The following is a 23,900-nucleotide window of genomic DNA, read 5'->3' on the forward strand; positions in this document are numbered from 1 at the left end:
CTCCAAGTGCTTTTTGATTTTTAAATCCGGAATTCTCCCGAACAATTAATCCTGCGGTTCTCTCATGGCCTGCTCAATGGCGGCCAGAGTCTCCGGGTAATCCGCAAAGGTAACCAGCAAAGAGACCTCTTCTTCCGACGTGGTGATAATCCGCACATCGGTCGAAACACGGGCGGCGGCCGCAAACACCGCAGCTGCAATTCCGGGTGTATGCTTCATTCGCTGATCGGTAACGGTAATCTTGCTGTTGCCGCTGCTGACGATCATTTTAATTTCATGCCGAGACTGCAGTTCAGATGTGAATTGCAGCATTCTTCCTAAATCTTCATCCGCAATTGTAAACGAAAGCGAGGTGAAGGCACCTTGTGTGGGGGACAGGGAAATCATATCGACATTTACTCCCAGCGCCGCGATCTTCTCGAAGGTTTCCGACAAAAAGGCAATGTTCGCTGAGCAATTCTGTAAAGTGATTAGTGTAATCTCACTGGACGAAGCAACCGTCGCTCCTGGCATTATGATTCCTCCTTATGATCGGCCAGCAGGTCGCTCATATTATATAGACCCGCAGGCTTACCAATTAAGAACAGAGCGGCATTGATAGAGCCTGTCGCAAAAATCTCTTTGGACTGCGCCGAATGGGTGATGCTTAAAATCTCGTCGGGGCCGGCGAACAAAACCTCATGTTCCCCAACAATGGTGCCTCCTCGAACAGAATGCAGACCGATTTCTGTTTTGCTTCTCTTCTTGCGCTGAGAATGCCGGTCATATTCGTAATGAGGTTCGCCTTCTACTACGGAAGAAATTGCGTCGGCAATCATCAGTGCGGTGCCGCTGGGAGCATCTACCTTTTGGTTATGATGCTTTTCGATGATTTCCACATCAAACTGGCCCCACAGTACGGACGCGGCCTTTTTCGCAAGCTCGATCAGCAGGTTGACCCCAAGGGACATATTGCCGGAATAAAAGATCGGGATGCTTTCAGCGGCTTTTTTGATCTGAGCCACCTGATCCTTCGAATAGCCCGTGGTGCAGATGACCATCGGCATTTTGCGGGAAATCCCCAGCTCCAGCAGGGAAGAGAGAAGAGCGGGATTGGAAAAATCAATCAAAACATCCGCCTCGCAGCTGATCTCGGCTGGAGTAGAAAATACAGGAAATTCCTTCTCCACGCCGATAAAAGCGTCAATTCCCGCAACCGTAATGCAGTCGGGGCGGGTCTTCAGCCCGGCGGCAATCTGATTGCCCATTTTTCCGTTGCACCCGCTTATGATAAATCTAGTCATTTTATCATTCCATCCTTAATTTGCTTGTCATTTCTCCCCCGCCGTAGACGGGGGAGAAATGCTGATTTTCACTTTTGAAAAGAATCAGATCAGACCATGCTTTTTCATAGCGGAAACCATCTTTTCGCGGTTTGCATCATTCATGGCCACGAGGGGAAGTCGGCATTCTCCGCTTTCAAATCCGATCAGACTCACCGCTTCCTTCACAGGAATGGGGTTCACATCCACAAACAAAGCATTCATCAGGTCAAGATATTCCAGAGAAAGCGCGCGGCTCTTCGCAAGGTCGCCATCAAAAAAGCTTTGGCAAATATTGTGCATCAAAGCGGGGCAGATGTTCGCCATAACCGAGATGATTCCCTTGCCGCCCAAAGAGAGGATCGGCAGTGTCTGGTCATCGTTACCGGAGTAAATGTTCAGGTTATCACCGCACAGAGCAGCTGTTTGCGCAATAGAAGAAATATCTCCGTTTGCTTCCTTCGTTGCCACAATGTTGGAGTGCTTCGAAAGCTCCAGATAGGTGGCAGGCTGAATACCGCAGCCGGTACGGGAGGGAACATTATACAGGATGATCGGCAAATCGGTCTGATCCGCAATATGAGTGAAATGCTTAACGAGGCCTGCCTGAGAGGTTTTATTGTAATAAGGGGTCACGCTCAGCTGAGCGTCCGCTCCGTAGCGCTTGGCTTCCACGGCCAGCTCAACTGCGTAAGCAGTGTCGTTGCTGCCGGTGCCGGCGATGACGGGAACGCGGTGATTGACCTTCTTGATGGAGTATTCCAAAACACCGCAGTGTTCTTCATGAGATAATGTTGCGGATTCCCCTGTGGTTCCGCAGGCGATGATCGCATCGGTTCCGTTTTCAATCTGAAAATCGATCAGACGGCCCAGCATGTCATAATTGACAGAGCCATCTTGATTCATGGGAGTTACAATCGCAACGCCGGAGCCGAGAAAAGGTGCCTTTTTCATAGTAGCAACCTCCTATTATACAAATAATTTAAAGTAAGATAGGGAAAAGCTTAGTCCATATATCCCTGAGCGCAGAGCAGCTCAGCAAGCAAAACAGCACCGCCGGCGGCACCGCGCAGAGTATTGTGCGAAAGGCAGACAAACTTGATGTCGTACTGAGAATCAGGGCGCAGACGGCCAACAGATACAGCCATGCCGCCCTCCAGATTCCTGTCAAGCTTGGTCTGCGGACGATCGTTTTCCTCAAAGTAGTGAATGAACTGCTTCGGGGCGCTGGGCAGCTGAAGCTGCTGCGGCACGCCGGCAAAGTTGTTCCAGCGGTTCAAAATCTCTTCGATTTCGGGCTTCTTCTCAAAGGAAGCAAACACAGCCGCGATATGACCGTCGCTTGCCGGAACGCGCAGGCACTGGGCAGTGATCGAAGGGGAAGTGGCGTTGACAATCTTGTCGCCCTCAATGTGGCCCCAAATCTTCATCGGCTCCTGCTCGGATTTCTCTTCCTCGCCGCCAATGTAGGGGATCACATTGTCGATCATCTCAGGCCAGGTTTCAAAATTCTTACCCGCTCCGGAAATTGCCTGATAAGTGCAGGCCAAAACCTTTGTAATGCCAAAATCCATCAGGGGATGCAGAGCCGGCACATAGCTTTGCAGGGAGCAGTTAGACTTTACCGCAATAAAGCCGCGCTTTGTTCCAAGGCGCTTTCTCTGCGCCGCAATAATCTCAGTATGCTCGGGGTTCAGCTCCGGAACCACCATGGGAACATCGGGTGTGCCGCGATGCGCGCTGTTGTTCGAAACAACCGGGCATTCCGCCTTGGCATAGGCTTCTTCCAGTGCTTTGATTTCTTCCTTCTTCATGTCGACGGCGCAGAATACAAAATCCACCATGGAAGCGATTTTCTCTACGTCTGTATCGGCATTGAGCACGATCATATCAGCCATCTTCTCAGGCATGGAAGAAGGCATCAGCCAGCGTTTGCCTACCGCCTCGCGGTATGTTTTCCCCGCGGAACGGGCACTTGCGGCCAGCGCGGTCACCTGGAACCACGGATGGTTTTCCAATAATGTGGCAAAACGCTGTCCCACCATTCCTGTTGCTCCAATAATGCCGACTTTATACTGTTTCATGGGATGTTCCTCCTAATGTAAGAAAATGGAATAAAAAATAAAAAAAACCGGTTGAAAACCGGTCATCAATCAAATATAATAAAAAGCATTCCAGATGCAGAAATTTCTGCTTGTAATCTGTGATAGCTCTCCACCATACTTTCATGATGACAGTCATACTGCTGTTCGCAGCCATAACCAGGCGAATACCTGCCGGGGCATTCCCTTCGGCGACTTTCCCTTTCGCAGGCTCTCGTCGGTTTTGGCAACCTACATCCCGCTACTTTTGAAAGACGCACCTCTATCTTCTTAATTTTTATCTTGCTTTATCATAGCACGGGTTGCTATCGGTTGTCAATTTATTTATAATAGAATCAGAAAAATAATCTGAAGTAATCTAGGAGATACAGAATGGAAAGCACTTTAAACACGAAAGACTTTGATTACGACCTGCCGGAAGAGCTCATTGCGCAGACTCCCATAGAGCCGCGAGACGCTTCCCGGCTTTTCGTTTTAGACAAAAACAGCGGAGAAATCCAGCACCGGCATTTTTACGACATTATCGATTTTCTGAACCCGGGCGATTGCCTGATTCTGAACGACTCCCGCGTTCTTCCCGCCAGAATATATGGAATTAAAGAGGGAACGGGAGCGAGGGTGGAATTCTTGCTGCTGGCCGCCCAAGGGGAAGATGTGTGGGAGGTGCTGGCCGGTCCCGGAAAACGGGCCAAGCCCGGAAGCCGTTTTACCTTTGGTGACGGACTCATGACCGCCGAGGTACTGGAAATTATAGAGGGTGGAAACCGCCTGGTCAAATTTTCTTACCAGGGGAATTTTTATGCCGTTCTCGATCAGATTGGCCAGATGCCGCTGCCGCCTTACATTAAAAAGAAGCTTGAGGATCAGGAACGCTACCAGACCGTTTATTCCCGTGAGGTCGGCTCCGCTGCCGCTCCCACAGCGGGGCTTCACTTTACCAAGGAGCTTTTGGAGAAAATTCGAGAAAAGGGAATCAAAATTGGGTATGTGACACTGCATGTCGGGCTTGGCACCTTTCGGCCCGTCAGCGCGGACAAAATCACGGATCACAAAATGCACTCCGAGCATTACTGGCTGCCGCAGGAGACCGCCGACTTGATCAATGAGACGAAGAAAACCGGCGGCAGAGTCATTTCCGTTGGAACCACCAGCTGCCGAACACTGGAATCCGTTGCGAAAAAAGAGGGCTGCATCAAAGAAAGCGGCGGCTTTACAGATATTTTTATCTACCCCGGATTTCAATTTGAGGTGCTGGATGGCCTGATTACGAATTTCCACCTGCCTGAAAGCACCTTGATCATGCTGGTTTCCGCGTTGGCCGGTCGGGAGCATGTTTTGAACGCCTACCGGATTGCCGTGCAGGAAAAATACCGCTTTTTCAGCTTTGGCGACGCGATGCTGATTCAGTAAAAGATAGCGCTGCGCGGTGCAGAGCCGCAGATTAAGCAAAGAAAAGGAATAAAGACACTATGCTGAAAATACAAACCACACAGGGGCGAGCCCGGCGCGGCTCATTTGAAACCGTGCATGGTACGGTTCAGACCCCCGCCTTTATGAATGTTGCAACCGCCGGGGCAATTAAGGGCGCTGTTTCCGCTTTGGATCTAAAAGAGTTGAAATGTCAGGTGCAGCTTTGCAACACGTATCACCTGCATTTGCGCCCGGGGGACGAGGCCGTTCACAAGCTGGGCGGGCTGCACCACTTTACCCGCTGGGATGGCCCGATTTTGACAGACAGCGGCGGCTTCCAGGTGTTTTCTCTGGCGAAGCTGCGCAACATTCGGGAAGAAGGCGTCACCTTTTCCTCCCATATCGATGGACACAAGATTTTTATGGGGCCGGAGGAAAGCATGCGGATTCAGTCGCATCTGGCCTCTACCATTGCAATGGCTTTTGATGAATGCGTAGAGAATCCTGCTGAATACGACTACGCCAAGCAGTCCTGCGCGCGTACCACCCGCTGGCTGCACCGCTGCAAAGACGAAATGGATCACCTGAACACCCTGCCGGATACCATTAATCCGCACCAGATGCTGTGGGGAATCAATCAGGGCAGCACATATGAAGACCTGCGTATTGAGCATATGAAGCAGATCCGCGAGCTGGATTTGCCGGGCTACGCCATTGGCGGTCTGGCGGTAGGCGAAAGCGCCGATGAGATGTACCGGATAATTGAAGCCGTTGAGCCGGAAATGCCCACGGACAAGCCCCGCTACCTGATGGGAGTTGGCACTCCGGACAACATTCTGGAATCCGTTCGCAGAGGGGTCGATTTCTTTGACTGCGTCATGCCTACCCGCAACGCGCGCCACGGCCACCTGTTCACCTGGCAGGGAAGACGGAATCTGCTCAATGCCAAATATGCATTGGACGATACCCCGCTGGATTCGGAGTGTGACTGCCCGGTATGCCGCAGCTTTAGCCGAGCCTACCTGCACCATCTGTTCAAGGCCGGTGAAATGCTTGCCATGCGACTTGCGGTAATGCACAACGTCTATTTTTACAATACGCTGATGGAGAAAATTCGCTACTCTTTAGAACAGGGAAGCTTCGACACATTTTATCTTGAAAACGTTGAAAAACTTGGACAAAGAATCTAATTCCGCTTGCATGATTTCTTTTTTATTGATATAATCAGAATTACTAATATGGAGGTGCTGTTTTCTTATGAATCATTTATTACCTTTAGCGGCAACCGCAGCTGCGTCTTCCGGCAATTCTATGTGGAGCGTTATAGTCATTTACGCGCTGTTATTCGGCGCGCTGTATTTCTTTATGATCCGCCCGCAGCAGAAGAAGAAAAAGGCAGAGGAAGCTCTGCGCAAGAACGTTCAAATCGGCGATGAAATTACGACGATCGGCGGCATTGTCGGCCGCATTGTAGCCATCAAGGATGAGAGCGAAAGTTTTGTGCTGGAAACTGGAATCGACCGCACCAAAATCATTGTGAAGCGCTGGGCGCTGGGCAAGATCAATACCGTTCATGAGGATGACAAATAAACAATCCTTCTCTTGCTAAAGAAAAACTAGTATATTTTACCCCTTCTGCGAATATCTATGAAATGTAGAGAACATGCAGGAGGGGTATTTTATATGAAAAGGCCAAAAAGAGTTAAATCAAACAGAGAACGTATGCAAAATCCGGTTTGGAAAATACTTCGTCCAATTGTGTTCGGCACTCTGGCCGGAGCAGTGGTATGCACTGTTCTGCTTCTGGTGCTTTCTCTGATCCTGGTTGCCGCAAAGCAAATACCCCAAAGCCTGCTGCAGCCGATTACCGTGCTGATTGCTGCCTTGGGTGCGTTTTGTGCCGGATATATTGCGGCGCGCATGTCTGGTGAACGCGGGATGCTGTACGGCTCCGGTGCCGCATTTTTACTGTTTGGGCTTCTGTTCTTGGTAGGACTCACTGTTACGGGAGAAAGCGTTTCGGCCTTCATGCTCACAAAGGGCCTTATTATGCTTTTGACCGGTGCCATCGCCGGAATTTTGTCGGTAAACAAAAAATCCAGGCGAAAATAGGCTTTTCAAGTTTCCATTCTTGTGCTATAATATTGGCAATTAAAACTTGTGAAATGGGGATTTTGAAATGAAACAGATCAAAACTTTGAATAAAGCCAACCTGAAAGAGAGCGCTGTGAAGGGCGGCTGCGGCGAGTGCCAGGCTTCCTGTCAGTCCGCCTGCAAAACCTCTTGCACCGTAGCAAACCAGAAATGTGAGAACGCGCAGAGAGCGTAATTTCTGACAGATACTGCGGTCAGATAAGAACAAATGATTGAAGGGACAGAATTCTGTCCCTTCAATTTTGTGCGGATGGAGAAAGATAGAATGATACACAAATATTACCTGAACGGTTATTACATTGTCCTGGATACCCACAGCGGAGCAGTTCATGTATTTGACGAACTGCCCTACCTGATACTGGATTATCTGGCGGACAGCGTTCCGGAACAACAGCCGGAGGAAATCAAGCAGTCTCTGGCAGAGCGGTTCTCGGAATCTGAAATAGACGAGGCGTATGAGGAGTTGCTGGAGCTATACCGTTCCGGCCTGCTGTATTCGAAAGACGAGTACGAGCAGTTCTGTGGAATGCTGCGGGATGCCCCGGTCAAATCCATGTGCCTGAATGTAGCGCACGACTGTAATCTGCGCTGCGAATACTGCTTTGCCGCCAAGGGCGACTTTGGCCGCGGCCGGATGCTAATGCCCTTTGAGGTTGGCAAGCGAGCCATTGATTTTTTGATTGAACAGTCTGAGGGGCGCCACAACCTGGAACTCGATTTCTTTGGCGGCGAGCCGCTGATGAATTTTGAGGTCGTGAAGAAGGTGGTGGATTACGCCCGCAGCATCGAAAAGCAACACAACAAAAACTTTCGCTTTACGATCACAACGAACGGTCTTCTGCTGACAGATGACAAAATCGAATATATCAACCGCGAGATGTCCAACGTGGTTCTTTCCCTGGATGGGCGCAAAGAGATCAACGATCTGCTTCGTGTCCGCACAGACGGTCGCGGCAGCTACGACCGGATCGTTCCGAATTACCAAAAGCTGGTTTCCACCCGCGGCGATAAGGACTATTATGTGCGCGGTACATTCACAACCCATAACCTCGACTTTACCAAGGATGTTCTGCACATGGCGGAGCTGGGGTTTGATCAGCTTTCCATCGAGCCGGTGGTGTCGGACGAAAAGCTCGAGTACTCCCTGAAAGAAAAGGATCTGCCACGCGTGTTCGAGGAATACGATCATCTGGCGAAGCTCCTCATTCAGCGCAGGAAAGAGGGGAAGGGCTTTAATTTCTTCCACTTTATGCTTGATTTGGACCAAGGGCCCTGTGCAATCAAACGATTGCGCGGCTGCGGTTGCGGAAACGAATATGTTGCGGTCACTCCGGAGGGCGATATTTTCCCGTGCCACCAATTCGTTGGCGACGACGAGTGGAAGATGGGGAACATTATGCAGGGTACCTTCGACCGCTCGATGAAAGAAAAATTTGCACAATATAATATTTACAGTAAGCAGGATTGCCAGAACTGTTGGGCCAAATTCTACTGCAGCGGTGGATGTAATGCCAACAGCTGGCAGTATGAGGGAGATATTCTAAAGCCCCACACCATTTCATGCGAGCTGGAGAAAAAGCGTTTGGAATGTGCCATTATGATGAAAGCTGCTCTGGCGGATACGGAGTAAATCCCATCCGTAAACACTTCTTTTTCAGTGGTATCTTTTTGTGTGAACTTTCCCGGAAAACGTGATAGAAACGCTCATTATGCACACGCTTGCTGGCAATATTCAGGCGTGTGCATAATTATGCATTTGTGCATCTTCTCTTAAGTTGACATAATATTTAGAGGGTTACATAATTCAGATGCATGTTTTTCTGCATACTGTATAAATTTTACATTTACTCCTGTTTTTCCTTGCTTTGAGGCGGGAAAAGTATTATAGTATATTATATTTCATAACCGCAAAAGTGGGGATCAAAGGCCAAAACTGGCCCGATCTGTCAAAAAAATGGTGTTTAAGTTTTGATTTTAATGTGCAAAGGAATGAGAATGTAATGGTAGTAGGGTTTGTCGGGGCCGGCAATATGGCCGGTGCAATTATGAATGGAATTCTTCGCGCGGGGATTCATCCGGCGAAGGATATGATCGTATTTGACATCAGTGAAGAAAAGCGTTCGATGTTTCAACAAAAAGGTCTGCGGGCCGCCGCATCCGTTTCTGAAGTTGTGAAGGACGCCGACATTGTTTTCCTTGCCGTAAAACCGCAGAACTTTGCGGAGGTACTGGAAGATGCCAAAAAGACGGTGACGGAGCAAACCCGTTTTGTTACCATCGCGGCCGGAATTTCGATTCATTATATTACCTCCACACTGGGTCTTGATTGCCCGGTGATTCGCGCGATGCCGAACACCCCTCTTTTAATAGGCAAGGGTGCTACCGCATTGTGCCGTTCTGAGAAGGTATCAAATGAGGATTTCGCGTTCGTACGTTCCATCTTTGAGGCATGCGGCACGGTCGAAATTCTGAGGGAAGACCAGATCAACGTGGCGACCTCCGTCAACGGCAGCGGCCCGGCCTATGTATATCTGTTTGCAAAAGCGGCGGCAGAAAGCGCAGACCGCCAGGGAATCCCCGCAGATGCGGCTTTGCGTCTGTTCAGCCAGACCCTGATTGGCAGCGCCGAAATGCTGCTGCATTCCGGCCATACGCCCGACGAACTGATCAAAATGGTATCTTCTCCGGGAGGCACTACTCTGAAGGCGCTGGATGTTTTCTATAACAGAAGCTTCGAGGCGATTATTGATGAAGCGATGATTGCCTGCACGCACCGGGCGGAAGAGCTTGGGAAATAAGCTTTTCCAAAAGGGTTTGATTCAAACGATATTTTTTGCTCCATAATGAAAGCAGAGTTCCACTCAGAGTTCTGCTCATTGATATTCATATTACGCTCTTTCGGCTCATACAATTGGATAGGCAATTGCCCCCAGGAGGATTTGTATGAGCATGAAAAGGACAAGAATCATACCGGTGTTTTATCGATTCCACAAAAAAGCGCGGACTGTTCGCGAACCACGGGTTCGTCTGTTTGATCTGCAAAGCATGTTTCAGGTGATTCGTGAAAATCCTCTGCTGACAGTGCTGGCGTTTTTGCTGCTTGTTGGAACTGTTTCCGGTGCGCTGTTTGCCAGAGGTGCTAACGACTCTGTAATGCAGAAGCTTGATTTGATGTTTGTCAGCGATGTTAAGGCCCGGGCCGTACAATCCTCCGGCTCAGCGTTTGTTGCGTCGCTCGGTTCTTCTTTTTTCTTTGTTGTAATTTGCTTTTTATTGGGAATGTCTTTGTGGGGAGCGTTCGTCCTCCCGCTCGTTCCATTGTTTCGAGGATTCGGCTTTGGTCTGGCCTCCGGATACCTGTATGCGGCATATGGGTTTGAGGGAGTTTTATTCAATGCGGTGGTGGTATTACCGGGCGCCTTTTTATCAATGGTTGCCATTCTTCTTGCGGCGAGGGAAGGCATGTTATTTTCGAAAGAGGCCCTGTTAGAAGCGTTAAGACGGGAGCAAAGCAAAACGCTTTCATTAAAGGCGTATGCGGTTCAGTTTGGCTCTATTCTAATTCTTTCCGCTGCTGCGGCTGCAATCGATCTGATTACAACCGTATGTTTTACCGGCGCGTTTTCCTTTTGAGTCCAAAAGCCAAATAGGGGGTACAATTGAGATGAAAGAATGTTGTTCCGACTACCGGGACTATCTGCGTTTTCAAAAATTGGTTTCTCAGAACACTCTGGACTCGTACACCAGAGATATAGAGCATTTTTTAGAATATGTAGAAGGGCAGAACCTTCGGGGACCGGAACAGGTGACCGAGTCTGTTATGGAGGAATATGTCAGAGCTCTGAGCAACCGTAAGTGCTCCGTATCGACCGTTACACGGAACATGGCCTCTATCCGTGGTTTTTATCAGTTCTTAATTCTGACGGGAAAAGCGTCTGAAAATCCCGCAAAAAACATACGGCTGGAAAAGGTTCAAAAAAAGCTGCCACAGATTCTGAGCAGTGAAGAAATTGAGCTTTTGTTTGATCAGCCAGATATTTCAGAGCCGAAGGGCTGCCGCGATAAAGCCATGCTGGAACTGTTGTATGCCACCGGCATTCGCGTATCTGAACTGGTGGATCTGAACGTGACGGATATTAACCTGCACACGGCGATGCTGTGCTGTGGGGGAAACGGAAAAACAGAACGGATGATCCCGATTTATTCCAAGGCAATTGCTGCGGTCTCCGATTATCTGTTCCGTGTTAGAAGCGTGATGATCCGCGCAGACAGCGGACAGGCTTTGTTTACCAACTTGAACGGCAGGCGTCTGACCAGGCAAGGCTTCTGGAAGATCATTAAAGGATACGCGGAGCACGCTCAAATCACGAAAGAGATTACTCCACATACACTGCGGCACTCGTTTGCGCTGCATCTGTTGGAAAACGGCGCGAGCCTGAAAGATATTCAACTGATGCTGGGGCATGCGGATATTTCTTCCACACAGGTTTATGTTCAGTTAATGAACGATCATTTTAAAGAGGTTTACAACCATTGTCATCCCAAGGCTAAGGTGGGGGTAAGCTAGAACGACGGAACCCGCAAGAAGGGTAACACAAAAGGAGTGACGCTACTTGTCAGGATTTTCTCTGTTCGGCGGCTACCAGAAGCCGGGGCCCGGCGTAAGTAAGGACACGCCTCAAAAGCCGCCGGTACAAAGATTTTTTGAAATACTGTTTCGCAAATTTTTTGAGCTGGTAAAGCTGAACCTCTTGTTTCTAGTTCCGTTTGCGGCAGTGAGCATCCTTTCTTATCTGGTAGGCCGCTTAACCGGGCAGGCTTTTCTGTGGAATCTGCCATTCGTTTTGCTCAGTCCCTTTGCGGCGGGTCTTACTTTTGTCACCCGCAACTATGCCAGGGAAGAGCATGCTTTCATCGCATCTGATTTTAAAGACGCCGTTTTACTCAACTGGAAACAGTTTTCAATTCATGGTATCATCTGTTATGTTCTGGCCAGTCTGATTATCTTCTGTATCCGCTTTTATTACACACTGGCAGCATCACAGGGTACGCTGTTTATGGTTCTCTTCGGAATCAGCATCGCGGTATTTCTGGTGTTCATTTTCATGCAATACTATATTCCGCTGATGATTGTAACATTTGATCTGAGTTTGAAGCAAATATATAAAAACGCGTTTATTTTTGCCATTGTCGGCTTGTGGCGCAACATTTTATTAACGGCTATTTTTGGTGTGGTTCTGTTCCTTAATTATTTTCTGTACTATATGAATCCTACTCTGGTTCTTCTGATCAACGGATTCCTTGTACTGTTTTTTGCGTTTTCTTTTTCTTCTTTTTTGGTCAACTTTTCCGTTTATCCGTTGATTGAAAAGCTGATGATTCACCCGGCACTAAAGCCTTCAGGCACTCAACCGCCGGAAGGTGGGGAAGAGAGTGCAGAAATAGAGAACACAACGGAGAAACAGCCCTCTGAACCTGAATATGTGTTCTATCAGGGGAAGCTGGTGAAAAAAAGCACACTGGAAAACAATGACGATTCTATTTTTCAGGATAGAAGATGACGTTGACCGAGAAGCAAATACGAGGGGATACAAAAATGTTTATCGCAAATTTAACTTATCTAAAACCATTATCAGAAGTTGAGAAATATCTCGAAGCGCATATTGCGTATCTGGATCGGTATTATCATGCAGGGAAATTCATCTGTTCCGGCAGAAAAAATCCTCGTGTTGGCGGAGTAATTTTGTTCAATGCAAAAGATGAAGCTGAAATGAAAGAAATTATTTCAGAAGACCCATTTCATGTAAATGCGATAGCGAGCTATGAAATCATTGAGTTTTATCCCACGAAATACGCGCCTGATTTTCAATGCTTTGCAGACCAATAACTTCCTTGATTCTGGCAAATGCCCTCATAAGTATATCCTATATAAAGCCACCTTAGAGGTACCTGCCTCTAAGGTGGCTTTTAGTTATAGCTCCTTTTTTTCTCCCGTGCCTTCTTCCTGTTCTGCTCCACCGCCGCTCTCAGATGCTGCGCGTTTCTCAACGTTCGCTGCAGAAGCAACGCGGCTTCCTTTGGCTTTTACATGAGACAATGGATTGGCGTTTGCCGCATCGCGCATTTGCTGGCTGGATAAATGCGTATAGATTTCGGTAGTACCCAAATTTTCATGCCCCAAAACATCCTTCAGAACCCGAATGTCTACGTGGCCGTGCTGGTACATTAAGGTAGCAGCCGTATGTCGCAACTTATGCACAGAATATCCGGGGCCTGCAAACTCGATCTTCGCCAGATATTTTTTCACCAGATGCTGCACGGTTTTTGGGCTAATCCGTCTGCGTTGCCTGCTGATGAACAGCGCCTCGCGGTCAATCAGATTATTGTGCGGACGAACCTCCAGATACTGCCGGATTGCTTCTTGACACGCATCGTTTAAATACACAACCCGTTCCTTATTGCCTTTTCCCACAATGCGCATAGTCGACGCGTTTTGCCGAACATCCTTCAAATTGATTCCCACCAGCTCGGAAAGCCGCATTCCGCAGTTTAAAAACAGCGTGAGGATGCAATAATCACGCTGTCGGTCCGGGCCATCTACTGCGTTCAGAAGCTCCATGCTTTGCTCCAGTGTTAAATACTTCGGCAAAGCCTTTTTGAGCTTCGGTGTTTCCAGCTCCAGCATCGGGTTCACGGAAAGCTTGTGGGCTTTATTTGTCAGGTACACATAAAACGCACGTAGGCTTGAAGCTTTTCTGGCTCTGGTTGCCGCTTTATTTCCGCGAACGGCTGAAAGATAATTCATATATTCAAACACATCTGTCAGAGAAATCGACTGAATCAGCGCTAAATCTACATCAGAGATCGATATTTCATCCAATGGCAGATCATTTGGAACCAGACTGCGCATCTTTTTTATGTAGCGAAAAAATGTCCTCAAATCCCGAAAATACTCTTCCATCGTATGATCAGATTTTCCTTTGACCGTACCGATATAACCCAGAAATTCACGGATAATCAAAGGACACTCGTGCATTAATTTCGGATTCATTTTTATCACCCCGTTATTCAATTGATCGTCGTCTTGGAAATTCCCATCCCCTGAGTTATACAAAATAACTATTATGACTAATTATATCATTTTAAAAACAGGTCGTCAATCCTGATTTTCTTTTAATGATCAATCTTCCATCAGACCCTTTCCTTCATCGGCAGAATCCCGCCCATGTCAATCAGCGAATTCTGCGTAAGCTCTAGCACCTGTTTTTTTTGCGCTTCGACAAAACGACGAATTTGCAATCCGTCCGGATGTAAATTAAGTGCTCCGGTAAATACCAGAATGGATTGCGAAATCAGTCCGCAGCATCCGCCGATAAATCCGTATTCGTATCCTGGCAGCCGAATGTTCCCAGCACTGATTTTCAGCACCCTGATTCCATGCCGTTCCGCTGCCTGTGCAATTCCAGAGTCTGCTGTAATGATCGCTTTTTCAGATACAATAGCCACCGAACAGTTGGTATAGCCTTGCCTGACGGGAAATTTATGTACTCCGGCAAAATCGCAAGCTTTTTGCAGTGCCGGATCTAATTCTTCTAGCTTTCCGAACATTTGTTTATGCAATAGAAGTGCGTTCAATCGAATGTCTGCCGGATATTCCTGCCCAAGGCGCCATTCTGTCAACTGCACTTCGGCCCCTTCCTCTTTGAGCCTTTGTTGAAGCTCGGTTTCTGATCGAACAACAAGCCAGCTCTTCCCTTTTAAATGAACACACTGCAAATCCGCGTGCCGGTTAATCGGCTCTGGCAAATCCTCATTGATTGGTGGAGCAATCATACGGATTCCCCTGCTTTGCAATGCGGCTGTCACCTCCGGCACAATATCAGCCGCAATCACAGTAGTTACCTCAGCCGACGGCAGATTCGGTATCTCAACAAAGCGCTCTGAAGGTGCTATAACAGATTTCATTTTCATGCTATGCTGCCATCCTTATACATACCCAAACAATCATTCAGAAGCAAGTGATTCTTCTGTGTTTTCATTCTGCTCTTATAGAGCCACTGTCAGAAATCCCGGAACAACGTTTTTCTATTCCATTCTCAAAGCATCTACGGGATTCATTCTGGCCGCTTTCATAGCGGGGTACACCCCGAATACCATACCGGTCAAAATGGAGAAGCCGACCGCGAGCGCCATAATATCAAGCCGGATGCCCAACGTAAACCCAAAATATGAAGCACCTAAATAGGAAATACCATACCCGGCCAGAATTCCAAAAATAGAACCGATCAATGTAATCAAAATCGCTTCAAACATAAATTCCAAAAGAATATCTTTTCTTCTGGCCCCAATTGATTTTTTGATTCCGATTTCTCGTGTTCTTTCATTGACTGAGACCAGCATGACAGTCATAATGCTCAGGCTGGCCACCAGCAGAGAAATCGCTCCCACAGAGGAGAGAATCAGGGTAATTACCCCCAGAATATTCGAAAGGCTATCGCGCTGCTTCATCAGGTTGTTCGAAACAAAAGCATTACTGCTCCCGTTGGTGCGATTCAGAGATTGCACCAGCAGATCCCCTGTTTTGTCCACATCCGTTCCAGATTTCAGCTTTACCGCGATCTGGTCAAACGAATTCTTTCCCAGCAACTGCTGCATCGTAGAATATGGAATATATACAAAATTCGGAATATAGTTGCCGATAAAGTTCTGGAGTAACCCACTGCCTGTTTTTACGATCCCTACCACTTCAAATTCTTCCGTGCCGCTGCTGCAGGTAATCGACAACTTTTTTCCAATAATATTATTTCTCTTATAGGATGCCTGTGAAAAGTTCTCATCTACCATACAGACTCTCGCACCGGACTTGACATCGCTGACGCTGATGGACCGGCCATACAGAATATTCAGGGAGATAATCTGGTTCGCGTCGGCATCGATCCCCCATGCCAGAGCCTTCCCGGTAATCCGTGTGGTCTGGACACTGGTCGCCTGCATCATCACAGGCATAGCCATCTCTACATTCTCCGATTCCCGAACCACCTTCAGGTCGGTATCAGTCAGCACGACCTGGCTGTCATTTTCCAGAGTGCTGATCGACAGCCCGCTGAGGCCCAGGCTGTCAAATTCATGGGTAAGCGCATCGGTGCCGCACTGGCTGATATTGCCGATCAAAATGACCGACGCTACGCCAATAGCCACCCCCATCATAGTCAAAGCGGTGCGAAGCCTTTTTCTTCCCAGATTTTGAAAGGCAGAACGAAAAATATCAGCCATTGGAGGAACCCTCCGCCTGCGGAAGCACCGCTGCTCCATCCGAAACAGAATCGGGATTCATTATAATTGTATCCTGAGGCTGCAGGCCTGATAAAACTTCAAAGCCGGACTCAAACTCCTTGCGGGTAACGACGGGCATTTTAAGCGCTTTTCGCCCGTGCAGCAAGTACACATATTCCTTGCCGTCATCGTCAGCGCGAACGGCCTCATAGGGCGCTACCAGAACATTACTACTTTCTTCTGTGATAATTTTCGCTTTTGCGGAGAAACCAGGCTTAATATCACTTTTCGGGTTCTGAATACGAACCAGCACTTCCACTACCGTTTCAGTGCCGGTAGTATAATATTGCTGCTTCGCTTCTGAAGAAATAGAGGTTACCTTTCCCTCATAAACGGTATGAAAACCGGCCCCAGAAATAACGGCCCTCTGCCCTGTTTTGATTTCTGAAATCTGCGACTCATTGACGGCCAAACGCACCTGAAGATCCGAAGACGCAGAAACGGTCATAACCGCCTTGTTGCGTTCCACGGTTTCCTGCTCTGAAATTGCAACAGATGTCACCACACCGGCCACGGGTGCTGTAATCTGAATCTCCTTTGTTTCGGTCTGTTCTTCCGTAGATGACGCGGACGAGCTGGCAGAAGAACTGCTCTGTGCAGAAGAAGAAGGTATTCCCGAAACCGCCGATGAACTGCCTTCCCCTGTGATTTGACTGTAATACGTCTCAAGCAGATTTTGATAGGTTTCCCCATCCAGAGAATCCGGTATAGAGTCGGTATTTTGTATTCCCTGTACATTTGACGCCGTCAGCGTCATTAAAACCTGGCCGGCTGTGACGGATTCCCCGCTTTTTACATAAATTTTCTGAACTACTGCCCCTGCCTGCGCATAGATATTACGGGAATCCACTCGCTCAACCGTGCCGTTGTTCGAATAGATCGAGCTTTCTGCTGTAATGGGACTCACCTTTACAACAGAAACCGGCACATAGGTACCTTTATAGACATTTCCCGCGTGAATAATCAGCAAAGCTAAGATTAGTGTAAAGCTAAAGAGCATTCCATACTTTTTCATTTCAATCCCCCCATACACTCTTATTTTGTGATAGGAAGTGCATTTTATGAATGAAAAAGCATAGTTTTTCAATGAATAATTCTACCTGAAACTCACAGAATACCTGTGAGGTGAAATGCATGAATATCATTCAATGTGACGAAGACTGTATTTATCAGCGGGAAGGATATTGTTCGCTTGAAATTCCTACAATGGTGACAAACGACACTGGGCAAGGCTGCGTTCACCGCATTCAGGCCTCTTCCCGAAAGGATGGCCGTGTTCCCCGCACCGTTCCCCGTTCTGTTAAAGAACAGCCGCCTCAAACGCTTCTCTGATATTCCGCACCCCGATCAACCGGATTCCGCGATGCTCTGTATTGACCTGCTTGAGGCATGCGTGCGGCAGAATGCAGGCTTCAAACCCCAGGCGCGCCGCCTCTGCAATACGAGCATTCACATGGGAAACAGACCGAAGCTCTCCCGTTAGGCCGATCTCGCCGAATACCAGAACGCTGTCGCCAATCTGTGCATCCTTCAGGCTGGAAATCAGCGCCATCGCCACTGCAAGGTCTGCCGCGGGCTCGTCCAGACGCAGGCCGCCGACGATGTTCACATAGGCATCCAGATTCGAAAAGTAGTAGCCTGCTTTCTTTTCCAGAACGGCCAGCAGCAAAGACATACGGTTATAATCAAAACCGGTAGCAGTTCTTCTGGGGTTGCCAAAGCCGGTGGTGGTTGCAAGACCCTGAACCTCTGCCAGAATCGGCCTGGTTCCCTCCATAACACACGTTACGCACGTACCTGATACATTCTTGGGCCGGCCGGATAATAACGCCATCGAGGGGTTGTCCACCTGGGACAATCCCCTTTCTCCCATATCGAACACACCAATTTCATTAGTAGAGCCATATCGGTTTTTCACCGCGCGCAAAATACGGTACGACATCTGCCGTTCCCCTTCAAAATACAGCACAGCGTCCACAATATGCTCTAAAACCTTAGGTCCGGCGATCGCGCCATCTTTGTTGACATGCCCTACAACAATGATCGGAATATCCAGTGATTTAGCTGTTCTCATCACGTAATTCGTGCATTCCCTTACCTGCGTAATGCTGCCGGGCGACGAGCTGAGCTCGGGATGATTCATCGTTTGAATAGAATCAATCATGACGAGATCCGGTTTGAGCTCCTGAATCTGCTCAACGACAAGCTGAATGTCGGTTTCCGTCAGGACTAGCAGATTTTCGCTGCTAACCCCCAGGCGGCAAGCCCTCAGCTTAATTTGCCGGTTGGATTCCTCACCGGATACATATAAAATTCGCAGCTGCTGCCCCAGATACTCACAGATCTGAAGCAGAATCGTCGATTTTCCGATTCCGGGATCGCCGCTAATCAGAATCAAAGAACCACGAACGATTCCGCCGCCCAGCACTCTGTCCAGCTCGGAAAGCCCCGTCTGGTAGCGCTGTTCATCCGCCGTATCAATTTCATTGATGGATACCGGGCGTGACATGGAATGATGCCCGGCGGCTTTGGGAGTAGAACGAACAGGCTCCCGTATTTCCTCGCTCATCGTGTTCCATTCCCCGCACCCGGGGCATTTTCCGTACCATTTGGGGGATTCAAATCCGCAGCCGGAGCATACGAATACCGATTTGCTTTTCGATGCCATACTTTTTATCTCCGATTGATGTTCCTTTATTTTATCTCGATTCTTCTATTATAGCGCGGCAACAGGTTCCCGGCAACTGTTATGCCATTGTTTGCGAAACGGAATTCCAATAACTTAAAAACCCCTGATAAATTGCAAACGCCATCTGTCTTTGATACTCCGGCTGACTCAGCTTTTTGGATTCCCCCGCGTTAGACAGAAAACCGCATTCCACAATAACAGCTGGTACCGCCGCGTTTCGCAGCAGATAAATTGAATCTGTGGCAGGCTTTGTTTCTCTGCTGTTTTCAGGCTGCAGAAGAGCCGAGATCGTCTTTTGAGTCGTATCCGCCAGAACCTGACTTTTGGGGTTTTTAGGCCCGTAAAAGATCTGAGCGCCACTGTATTTTCCATTCGTAAAATGGTTCTGATGGATGCTGAGAAAAACGCAATCGCCGTTCTCTTCCACTATTTTCAGGCGATTATGCATATCGGAAGTTTTTCTTGCCTTCACCGTATCAAGTGTATTATCCCCAACAGAGACATCAGAATCTCGGATCATAACGACCCGAAATCCGGACATTTCGAGCATCGGTTTCAGATCCATCGCAATGGCAAGGTTAATGTCCTTTTCAATGATTCCGGATTTACTGACAGCGCCGCCGTCTTCCCCTCCGTGGCCGGCATCCAGTACAATAGTTGGCATATAGTCCCCAGCCAGAGCCGACACCATCTGATCGATTTTTTCAAACGAGAGATATGTCAGGCGTATAAACATCATGCAGCAAAAGATTAACAACAGCAGGGGAAGTCGAAGCTTCTTCAATGTCATCACCTCTGAAGAAGTATATGCACCCACCCACGAAAAAACAACGCCAATTGTATTGAAAACAATATACAAAAAAAACCGCAGGCTGCTAAACAGCTTGCGGTTTTTGGAGGCGTCACCCAGATTTGAACTGGGGAATCAGGGTTTTGCAGACCCTTGCCTTACCACTTGGCTATGACGCCATATTCATGATTACGGTGACAAAGATAACGCTTAATTGCTTTAAGCGTTATCCAGTCAAACCATGGAGCGGATGACGAGGCTCGAACTCGCTACCTCCACCTTGGCAAGGTGGCGCTCTACCAGATGAGCTACATCCGCATTGTTGGTGCCTCCGGACGGAATCGAACCATCGACACGGGGATTTTCAGTCCCCTGCTCTACCAACTGAGCTACAGAGGCAAATATTGGCGACTCGGAACGGGTTCGAACCGTCGACCTCTAGCGTGACAGGCTAGCGTTCTAACCAACTGAACTACCGAGCCGTATGGTGGGAGTAATAGGACTCGAACCTATGACCCCCTGCTTGTAAGGCAGGTGCTCTAACCAGCTGAGCTATACTCCCATTTCGGCTGCCGCCGTGCATCTGTGCATCAGCGACGTGTTATATAATACTATATATTGTGTCAGTTGTCAACAGGTATTTTCAATTTTTTTCAAAATTTGGTTGGATAATTTATCAGATCGATTTTTGCCGCAACTCCCCTTCTACAGAGGCCGCGAGATGGTCCAGCTGCTCCTGGGTAAACTCGTACGTTCTGCCGCAATACTGGCACTTGGCTTCCATTTTCCCGCTTTCATCCGCAAGGGTACGGATATCGTCCGGTTGCAGTGTAGAAAGCGCACGAGTCACACGATCCGCACTGCAGGTGCAGACATACTTGACCGGCGCTTCGTCCAGTATTTGCATTTCAAAGCCATCCAGCGCGTGCTGGCACATTTCTTCAATGCTCATGCCCTTGGCCAGCATAGTGGTAACCGGCTCAAGCAAAGAGGCATTGCGTTCCAGCTTTGCAACAGCAGCACTGTCCGCGCCAGGCAGTACCTGAATAAGCATACCGCCGGAAAGCAAAGACTGGCGGCTTTCCTTGTCCACCAAAACGCCCAGTGCGCACACGGTAGGAATCTGCTCGCTCACGGCAAAATACTGGCTGATATCTTCCCCGATTTCGCCGCTGACCAGCTCTACCTGACCGATGTACGGCTCGCCCTCGCCTAAATCGCGCATCACGCTCAGAAGGCCATCGGATCCGATGGCCGCGCCGACATCGAGCTTCCCGTTCGGCTTATTCGGAACCTCTACCTCCGGATGCTCGACGTACCCGCGGCAATTCCCGCTGCTGTCGGCAATTGCCACCACAGCACCTGCGGGGCCGTTGCCTTTGATTTTCAGCGTGATGACAGCATTCTGCTTTTTGAGCATGTTGCCCATCAACGAAGAAGCCGACAGCAAACGCCCCAAGGCTGCTGTTGTAACAGCACTGGTGCGGTGAATCTGCTGAGCCATGTATACAATATCAGTCGTCTCGACTGCAGAGGCCATAATGCTGCCGTCGGTGGTGATACAGCGAATAATTCTGTCCATAGACTAAAGTTCCTTTTCTGATTCTGATATAGGTTCTTTTCTTGCGACTACAACAATGCGTTCACTGTCCGGCTTGGGCGGCTCCATACTGCAGTCATCATAGCAGGCTGCGAGCGTTAAGCCCGCAGTATGTAACAGCTCGTCAATTTTTTCTAGGGAATAAGCTCTTTCATAAAAATGCTCCGAGCTTCTGTGGTATACAGCGCCTTCTTTTCCAAAAAAATCTAGATGAATCCCGACTCTGTCCGTTTTTTCTTCGTAATGATTCTGCCATATGCAGTATACGTGATCCGTATCATAAAGAAAAATATGATTGGCAAGCACCTCTCGGTGCTTATATAATGTGTTCATATCAAACAAAAAATACCCGCCCGGATTCAGAAAAAGTGAGATCCGCCGAAACGCCGCCAGAACATCCCGTTCCGAGGTTAAATGATTGATGCTGTCCAGCGCACAGATCACGGTATCCACCGTGCCGTACAAATCCAGCTTCTGCATGGGCTGGCAGAGAAACAAAATATCTTGCTCTGCTTCGGCGGCCTTCTGCTGGGCAATGGAAAGCATCTCGTAAGAAGCGTCTGCTCCGTATACGTCCAGTCCTTGCTTTTTCAGCTGCACGGTCAGGCTGCCGGTGCCGCAAGCCAAATCCAGCACCAGCCCGGCCGGATGCCGCAGACTTCTTAAAAGCCCGCAGAAATAATCTGCCCGCTCTGCATAATTAACATTTTGCGTCAGCTCATCATAATACTGTGCGAAGATGGAATAAGAGCTCATTGTTCCGCGTCCCCATCCTCTTCCAGACGCTTGAATACGATCTCATATCCGTCGCACCCATAGTTCAGAGAGCGGTTCACGCGGCTGATTGTCGCGGTGGACGCACCGGTTTTCGCAACAATATCGCTGTAAACACATTTACTGCGCAGCATATGCGCCACTGTCAGGCGCTGAGACATGGCCTTGATTTCGGGAACGGTGCAGAGATCCTCAAAAAAATCATAGCATTCTTCGATGGTCTTGAGGGATAACACGGCTTGAAAGAGCTGGTCTACGCTTTTGTCTTTGATTTTAGAATTCATAATACTCCATCCTTCTTTTTCATACTAAAACCGGTATGCGTACTCTAAAAGCCATCAAACGCCCTTGCGGCCCTGCTGGCGCGGCTTGTTGCAGCGTTAAAGTGTAAAAGCGATAACGGCACAAAACAATCCTCAGGCCAGCATGGCCAGGCGAAGATTTACAGATCGTTACGAATCAAATCCTCATAAGACTCGCGCCGAATCACAACACGCGGGTTGCCGTCTTTTACCATAACAACAGCCGGACGGGGATTACGGTTATAATTAGATGCCATGGAATAGTTGTAGGCCCCGGTAGAAAGCACCGCCAGTATATCGCCTACCTGCGGCTCCTGAATCATGGTGTTTTCCTGAATCAAATCACCGCTTTCGCAGCATTTACCCGCGATGGTTACCTTGGTTTCGGCAGGCTGATTCGCCTTGTTCGCAATCAGCGCGGTGTATTTTGCCTGGTACAGAATATAGCGGGGGTTGTCCGTCATTCCGCCGTCTACTGATACATAAGTACGAATATTCGGAATATGCTTGATCCCGCCGATATGATACAAAGTGATTCCGGTTTCACCCACCATAGATCTGCCCGGCTCGATAAAGATGAAGGGCACCTTCACGCCCAGCTCCTCGCACTTACGGAACACCGCCGTGGACACCAGCTCCATGTATTGATCATACGGCAGCGGAGCATCGTCCTCTGCGTAATGAATCCCGAAGCCGCCGCCGAGGTTCAGCTCCTGAATTTCAACACCGGTTTCTTTTTTGATGTCTGCGATCAATTGCAGCATCACTTCCGCCGCCAGTACAAAGGGAGAACTGTCGAAAATCTGAGAGCCGATGTGGCAATGTACCCCTTTTAAGTCAATATTGGCATATTTCAAAGCCTCCTTGACTGCTTTCATCGCTTCACCGGTTTCCAGCGCAAAACCAAATTTGGAATCGATCTGTCCGGTTTGGATAAAGCTGTGCGTATGGGCATCGATGCCCGGCTTCACGCGCAGAGAAACATGCGCAACCTTCCCTGCTTCTTTTGCCAGACGGTCTATGGTCTGCAGCTCGGTAAGGTTATCTGCAATGAAGTGGCCGATTTCATAATCCAAAGCAAGGCGGATTTCCTGCTCTGTCTTATTGTTGCCATGAAAATGAATACGCTCCGCAGGGAAACCCGCCTGAATCGCAGTGTAAAGCTCACCGCCGGAGGCCACATCCAAGCCGAGGCCCTCTTCTTCGATAATACGGCAGATTGCCTTGCAGTTAAAGGCCTTGCTGGCATACACAGTCATCCCTCTGCCCTTGTAATGCTTTTCAAAGGAGCTCTGATACCTGCGGCAGTTGCTGCGAATCTGGTTTTCATCCATTACATACAGCGGTGTGCCAAACTGCTCTGTCAGCTGTACGGTATCGCAGCCGCCGATGCTCAGATGCCCTTGCTCGTTGATTTGTAAGTGATCGGAAACATACATAGTCGA

The 23,900-nt window shown here is 48.6% G+C and carries 26 protein-coding genes, 5 tRNA genes and 1 riboswitch; of the genes, 12 read left to right on the forward strand and 19 right to left on the reverse strand.

Annotated elements, in window-relative coordinates:
• Positions 1-45: 45 nt before the first annotated feature.
• From QOS46_RS04180 to asd, 4 genes are all read right to left on the reverse strand, one after another.
• Complete coding sequence (locus QOS46_RS04180; protein ID WP_283607476.1) at positions 46-513, reverse strand: ACT domain-containing protein; 468 nt, start codon at positions 511-513, stop codon at positions 46-48.
• A complete protein-coding gene (dapB, locus tag QOS46_RS04185) occupies positions 513-1,283 on the reverse strand; it encodes a 4-hydroxy-tetrahydrodipicolinate reductase (protein WP_283607478.1) in 771 nt (256 codons plus the stop codon). Before dapB ends, QOS46_RS04180 begins: the two co-directional genes overlap by 1 nt.
• Positions 1,284-1,367: 84 nt before the next feature.
• The gene (dapA, locus tag QOS46_RS04190) at positions 1,368-2,255 is read right to left on the reverse strand and encodes a 4-hydroxy-tetrahydrodipicolinate synthase (RefSeq protein WP_283607479.1); all 888 of its coding nucleotides are present in this window, start codon (positions 2,253-2,255) and stop codon (positions 1,368-1,370) included.
• A 50-nt stretch (positions 2,256-2,305) separates the two neighbouring features.
• A complete protein-coding gene (gene asd, locus QOS46_RS04195) occupies positions 2,306-3,385 on the reverse strand; it encodes an aspartate-semialdehyde dehydrogenase (protein ID WP_283607481.1) in 1,080 nt (359 codons plus the stop codon).
• A gap of 115 nt (positions 3,386-3,500) precedes the next feature.
• Positions 3,501-3,676, reverse strand: a riboswitch (Lysine riboswitch).
• 99 nt (positions 3,677-3,775) lie between these two features.
• Between asd and queA the strand changes: the two genes are divergently transcribed.
• From queA to QOS46_RS04250, 11 genes are all read left to right on the forward strand, one after another.
• Entirely contained in the window at positions 3,776-4,813 is a 1,038-nt protein-coding gene (gene queA / locus QOS46_RS04200; RefSeq protein ID WP_283607483.1) for a tRNA preQ1(34) S-adenosylmethionine ribosyltransferase-isomerase QueA, read from the forward strand.
• A gap of 59 nt (positions 4,814-4,872) precedes the next feature.
• Positions 4,873-6,003 (forward strand): tRNA guanosine(34) transglycosylase Tgt, encoded by a 1,131-nt coding sequence (gene tgt / locus QOS46_RS04205; RefSeq protein WP_283607485.1) that lies wholly within the window; start codon positions 4,873-4,875, stop codon positions 6,001-6,003.
• 67 nt (positions 6,004-6,070) lie between these two features.
• Complete coding sequence (gene yajC / locus QOS46_RS04210) at positions 6,071-6,403, forward strand: preprotein translocase subunit YajC (RefSeq protein ID WP_283607487.1); 333 nt, start codon at positions 6,071-6,073, stop codon at positions 6,401-6,403.
• 93 nt (positions 6,404-6,496) lie between these two features.
• Positions 6,497-6,925, forward strand: coding sequence for a TIGR04086 family membrane protein (locus QOS46_RS04215; RefSeq protein WP_283607488.1), 429 nt, complete (start codon positions 6,497-6,499; stop codon positions 6,923-6,925).
• A 67-nt stretch (positions 6,926-6,992) separates the two neighbouring features.
• On the forward strand, positions 6,993-7,142 hold the full coding sequence (scfA, locus tag QOS46_RS04220) for a six-cysteine ranthipeptide SCIFF (RefSeq protein ID WP_009063491.1): 150 nt from the start codon (positions 6,993-6,995) through the stop codon (positions 7,140-7,142).
• 90 nt (positions 7,143-7,232) lie between these two features.
• A complete protein-coding gene (gene scfB / locus QOS46_RS04225) occupies positions 7,233-8,597 on the forward strand; it encodes a thioether cross-link-forming SCIFF peptide maturase (protein ID WP_283607490.1) in 1,365 nt (454 codons plus the stop codon).
• 370 nt (positions 8,598-8,967) lie between these two features.
• Entirely contained in the window at positions 8,968-9,765 is a 798-nt protein-coding gene (gene proC, locus QOS46_RS04230; protein WP_283607491.1) for a pyrroline-5-carboxylate reductase, read from the forward strand.
• A gap of 145 nt (positions 9,766-9,910) precedes the next feature.
• Complete coding sequence (locus tag QOS46_RS04235) at positions 9,911-10,600, forward strand: stage II sporulation protein M (RefSeq protein WP_283607492.1); 690 nt, start codon at positions 9,911-9,913, stop codon at positions 10,598-10,600.
• 31 nt (positions 10,601-10,631) lie between these two features.
• Positions 10,632-11,534 carry a site-specific tyrosine recombinase XerD gene (gene xerD, locus QOS46_RS04240; RefSeq protein ID WP_283607495.1) on the forward strand — a complete coding sequence of 301 codons (903 nt, stop codon included), beginning with the start codon at positions 10,632-10,634 and terminating at the stop codon, positions 11,532-11,534.
• 46 nt (positions 11,535-11,580) lie between these two features.
• Positions 11,581-12,528 (forward strand): hypothetical protein, encoded by a 948-nt coding sequence (locus QOS46_RS04245; RefSeq protein WP_283607496.1) that lies wholly within the window; start codon positions 11,581-11,583, stop codon positions 12,526-12,528.
• A gap of 35 nt (positions 12,529-12,563) precedes the next feature.
• Positions 12,564-12,854 (forward strand): YciI family protein, encoded by a 291-nt coding sequence (locus QOS46_RS04250; RefSeq protein ID WP_283607498.1) that lies wholly within the window; start codon positions 12,564-12,566, stop codon positions 12,852-12,854.
• An 84-nt stretch (positions 12,855-12,938) separates the two neighbouring features.
• On the opposite strand, the gene QOS46_RS04255 is transcribed toward QOS46_RS04250, so the two are convergent.
• The 4 genes from QOS46_RS04255 to QOS46_RS04270 all read right to left on the reverse strand — a co-directional run bounded on the left by QOS46_RS04255 (position 12,939) and on the right by QOS46_RS04270 (position 17,315).
• Positions 12,939-14,018, reverse strand: a complete 1,080-nt coding sequence (locus QOS46_RS04255; protein ID WP_283607500.1) for a tyrosine recombinase XerC — start codon at positions 14,016-14,018, stop codon at positions 12,939-12,941.
• Between the two features lie 140 nt (positions 14,019-14,158).
• Positions 14,159-14,938, reverse strand: a complete 780-nt coding sequence (locus tag QOS46_RS04260; RefSeq protein ID WP_283607502.1) for a DUF6873 family GME fold protein — start codon at positions 14,936-14,938, stop codon at positions 14,159-14,161.
• Positions 14,939-15,052: 114 nt separating this feature from the next.
• Entirely contained in the window at positions 15,053-16,240 is a 1,188-nt protein-coding gene (locus QOS46_RS04265; RefSeq protein WP_283607504.1) for an ABC transporter permease, read from the reverse strand.
• The gene (locus QOS46_RS04270; protein WP_283607506.1) at positions 16,233-17,315 is read right to left on the reverse strand and encodes an efflux RND transporter periplasmic adaptor subunit; all 1,083 of its coding nucleotides are present in this window, start codon (positions 17,313-17,315) and stop codon (positions 16,233-16,235) included. The genes QOS46_RS04265 and QOS46_RS04270 overlap by 8 nt, the downstream gene beginning before the upstream one ends.
• 119 nt (positions 17,316-17,434) lie before the next feature.
• Here QOS46_RS04270 and QOS46_RS04275 point away from each other — a divergent pair, with 119 nt between their 5' ends.
• The gene (locus tag QOS46_RS04275) at positions 17,435-17,632 is read left to right on the forward strand and encodes a hypothetical protein (protein ID WP_283607508.1); all 198 of its coding nucleotides are present in this window, start codon (positions 17,435-17,437) and stop codon (positions 17,630-17,632) included.
• On the opposite strand, the gene radA is transcribed toward QOS46_RS04275, so the two are convergent.
• From radA to lysA, 11 genes are all read right to left on the reverse strand, one after another.
• Positions 17,601-18,968: a DNA repair protein RadA gene (radA, locus tag QOS46_RS04280; protein WP_283607510.1), complete on the reverse strand. Its 1,368-nt coding sequence runs from the start codon at positions 18,966-18,968 to the stop codon at positions 17,601-17,603. The two genes, QOS46_RS04275 and radA, sit on opposite strands and share 32 nt — an antisense overlap.
• A gap of 79 nt (positions 18,969-19,047) precedes the next feature.
• Positions 19,048-19,779, reverse strand: a complete 732-nt coding sequence (locus QOS46_RS04285; protein WP_283607511.1) for an N-acetylmuramoyl-L-alanine amidase — start codon at positions 19,777-19,779, stop codon at positions 19,048-19,050.
• 104 nt (positions 19,780-19,883) lie between these two features.
• A tRNA-Cys gene (locus QOS46_RS04290) sits at positions 19,884-19,958 on the reverse strand.
• Between the two features lie 63 nt (positions 19,959-20,021).
• Positions 20,022-20,097: transfer RNA gene (locus tag QOS46_RS04295), tRNA-Gly, on the reverse strand.
• 5 nt (positions 20,098-20,102) lie between these two features.
• Positions 20,103-20,178 (reverse strand) — tRNA-Phe (locus tag QOS46_RS04300).
• Between the two features lie 6 nt (positions 20,179-20,184).
• Positions 20,185-20,261 (reverse strand) — tRNA-Asp (locus tag QOS46_RS04305).
• 3 nt (positions 20,262-20,264) lie between these two features.
• A tRNA-Val gene (locus tag QOS46_RS04310) sits at positions 20,265-20,341 on the reverse strand.
• Positions 20,342-20,455: 114 nt separating this feature from the next.
• Positions 20,456-21,361, reverse strand: a complete 906-nt coding sequence (gene hslO, locus QOS46_RS04315) for an Hsp33 family molecular chaperone HslO (protein ID WP_283607513.1) — start codon at positions 21,359-21,361, stop codon at positions 20,456-20,458.
• A gap of 3 nt (positions 21,362-21,364) precedes the next feature.
• Positions 21,365-22,135 (reverse strand): class I SAM-dependent DNA methyltransferase, encoded by a 771-nt coding sequence (locus QOS46_RS04320; protein WP_283607514.1) that lies wholly within the window; start codon positions 22,133-22,135, stop codon positions 21,365-21,367.
• Positions 22,132-22,437 (reverse strand): YerC/YecD family TrpR-related protein, encoded by a 306-nt coding sequence (locus QOS46_RS04325; RefSeq protein WP_283607516.1) that lies wholly within the window; start codon positions 22,435-22,437, stop codon positions 22,132-22,134. The genes QOS46_RS04320 and QOS46_RS04325 overlap by 4 nt, the downstream gene beginning before the upstream one ends.
• Before the next feature lie 158 nt (positions 22,438-22,595).
• Positions 22,596-23,894 carry a diaminopimelate decarboxylase gene (lysA, locus tag QOS46_RS04330; protein ID WP_283607518.1) on the reverse strand — a complete coding sequence of 433 codons (1,299 nt, stop codon included), beginning with the start codon at positions 23,892-23,894 and terminating at the stop codon, positions 22,596-22,598.
• Positions 23,895-23,900: the final 6 nt, after the last annotated feature.

It is taken from the genome of Faecalispora anaeroviscerum (genome assembly GCF_947568225.1).
In the GTDB taxonomy this organism is placed as follows: Bacteria; Bacillota; Clostridia; order Oscillospirales; family Acutalibacteraceae; genus Faecalispora; species Faecalispora anaeroviscerum.

Bases quoted from the DNA above. Each gene is read 5' to 3' on its own strand.
- yajC (WP_283607487.1), top strand. From the start codon at position 6,071: ATGAATCATTTATTACCTTTAGCGGCAACCGCAGCTGCGTCTTCCGGC.
- hslO (WP_283607513.1), bottom strand. From the start codon at position 21,361: ATGGACAGAATTATTCGCTGTATCACCACCGACGGCAGCATTATGGCC.
- QOS46_RS04275 (WP_283607508.1), top strand. From the start codon at position 17,435: ATGAATATCATTCAATGTGACGAAGACTGTATTTATCAGCGGGAAGGA.
- QOS46_RS04325 (WP_283607516.1), bottom strand. From the start codon at position 22,437: ATGAATTCTAAAATCAAAGACAAAAGCGTAGACCAGCTCTTTCAAGCC.
- QOS46_RS04320 (WP_283607514.1), bottom strand. From the start codon at position 22,135: ATGAGCTCTTATTCCATCTTCGCACAGTATTATGATGAGCTGACGCAA.
- asd (WP_283607481.1), bottom strand. From the start codon at position 3,385: ATGAAACAGTATAAAGTCGGCATTATTGGAGCAACAGGAATGGTGGGA.
- QOS46_RS04285 (WP_283607511.1), bottom strand. From the start codon at position 19,779: ATGACATTGAAGAAGCTTCGACTTCCCCTGCTGTTGTTAATCTTTTGC.
- dapB (WP_283607478.1), bottom strand. From the start codon at position 1,283: ATGACTAGATTTATCATAAGCGGGTGCAACGGAAAAATGGGCAATCAG.
- xerD (WP_283607495.1), top strand. From the start codon at position 10,632: ATGAAAGAATGTTGTTCCGACTACCGGGACTATCTGCGTTTTCAAAAA.
- scfA (WP_009063491.1), top strand. From the start codon at position 6,993: ATGAAACAGATCAAAACTTTGAATAAAGCCAACCTGAAAGAGAGCGCT.
- QOS46_RS04260 (WP_283607502.1), bottom strand. From the start codon at position 14,938: ATGAAAATGAAATCTGTTATAGCACCTTCAGAGCGCTTTGTTGAGATA.
- lysA (WP_283607518.1), bottom strand. From the start codon at position 23,894: ATGTATGTTTCCGATCACTTACAAATCAACGAGCAAGGGCATCTGAGC.
- scfB (WP_283607490.1), top strand. From the start codon at position 7,233: ATGATACACAAATATTACCTGAACGGTTATTACATTGTCCTGGATACC.
- queA (WP_283607483.1), top strand. From the start codon at position 3,776: ATGGAAAGCACTTTAAACACGAAAGACTTTGATTACGACCTGCCGGAA.
- proC (WP_283607491.1), top strand. From the start codon at position 8,968: ATGGTAGTAGGGTTTGTCGGGGCCGGCAATATGGCCGGTGCAATTATG.
- QOS46_RS04180 (WP_283607476.1), bottom strand. From the start codon at position 513: ATGCCAGGAGCGACGGTTGCTTCGTCCAGTGAGATTACACTAATCACT.
- QOS46_RS04255 (WP_283607500.1), bottom strand. From the start codon at position 14,018: ATGAATCCGAAATTAATGCACGAGTGTCCTTTGATTATCCGTGAATTT.
- QOS46_RS04235 (WP_283607492.1), top strand. From the start codon at position 9,911: ATGAGCATGAAAAGGACAAGAATCATACCGGTGTTTTATCGATTCCAC.
- QOS46_RS04215 (WP_283607488.1), top strand. From the start codon at position 6,497: ATGAAAAGGCCAAAAAGAGTTAAATCAAACAGAGAACGTATGCAAAAT.
- radA (WP_283607510.1), bottom strand. From the start codon at position 18,968: ATGGCATCGAAAAGCAAATCGGTATTCGTATGCTCCGGCTGCGGATTT.
- QOS46_RS04250 (WP_283607498.1), top strand. From the start codon at position 12,564: ATGTTTATCGCAAATTTAACTTATCTAAAACCATTATCAGAAGTTGAG.
- QOS46_RS04270 (WP_283607506.1), bottom strand. From the start codon at position 17,315: ATGAAAAAGTATGGAATGCTCTTTAGCTTTACACTAATCTTAGCTTTG.
- QOS46_RS04265 (WP_283607504.1), bottom strand. From the start codon at position 16,240: ATGGCTGATATTTTTCGTTCTGCCTTTCAAAATCTGGGAAGAAAAAGG.
- dapA (WP_283607479.1), bottom strand. From the start codon at position 2,255: ATGAAAAAGGCACCTTTTCTCGGCTCCGGCGTTGCGATTGTAACTCCC.
- tgt (WP_283607485.1), top strand. From the start codon at position 4,873: ATGCTGAAAATACAAACCACACAGGGGCGAGCCCGGCGCGGCTCATTT.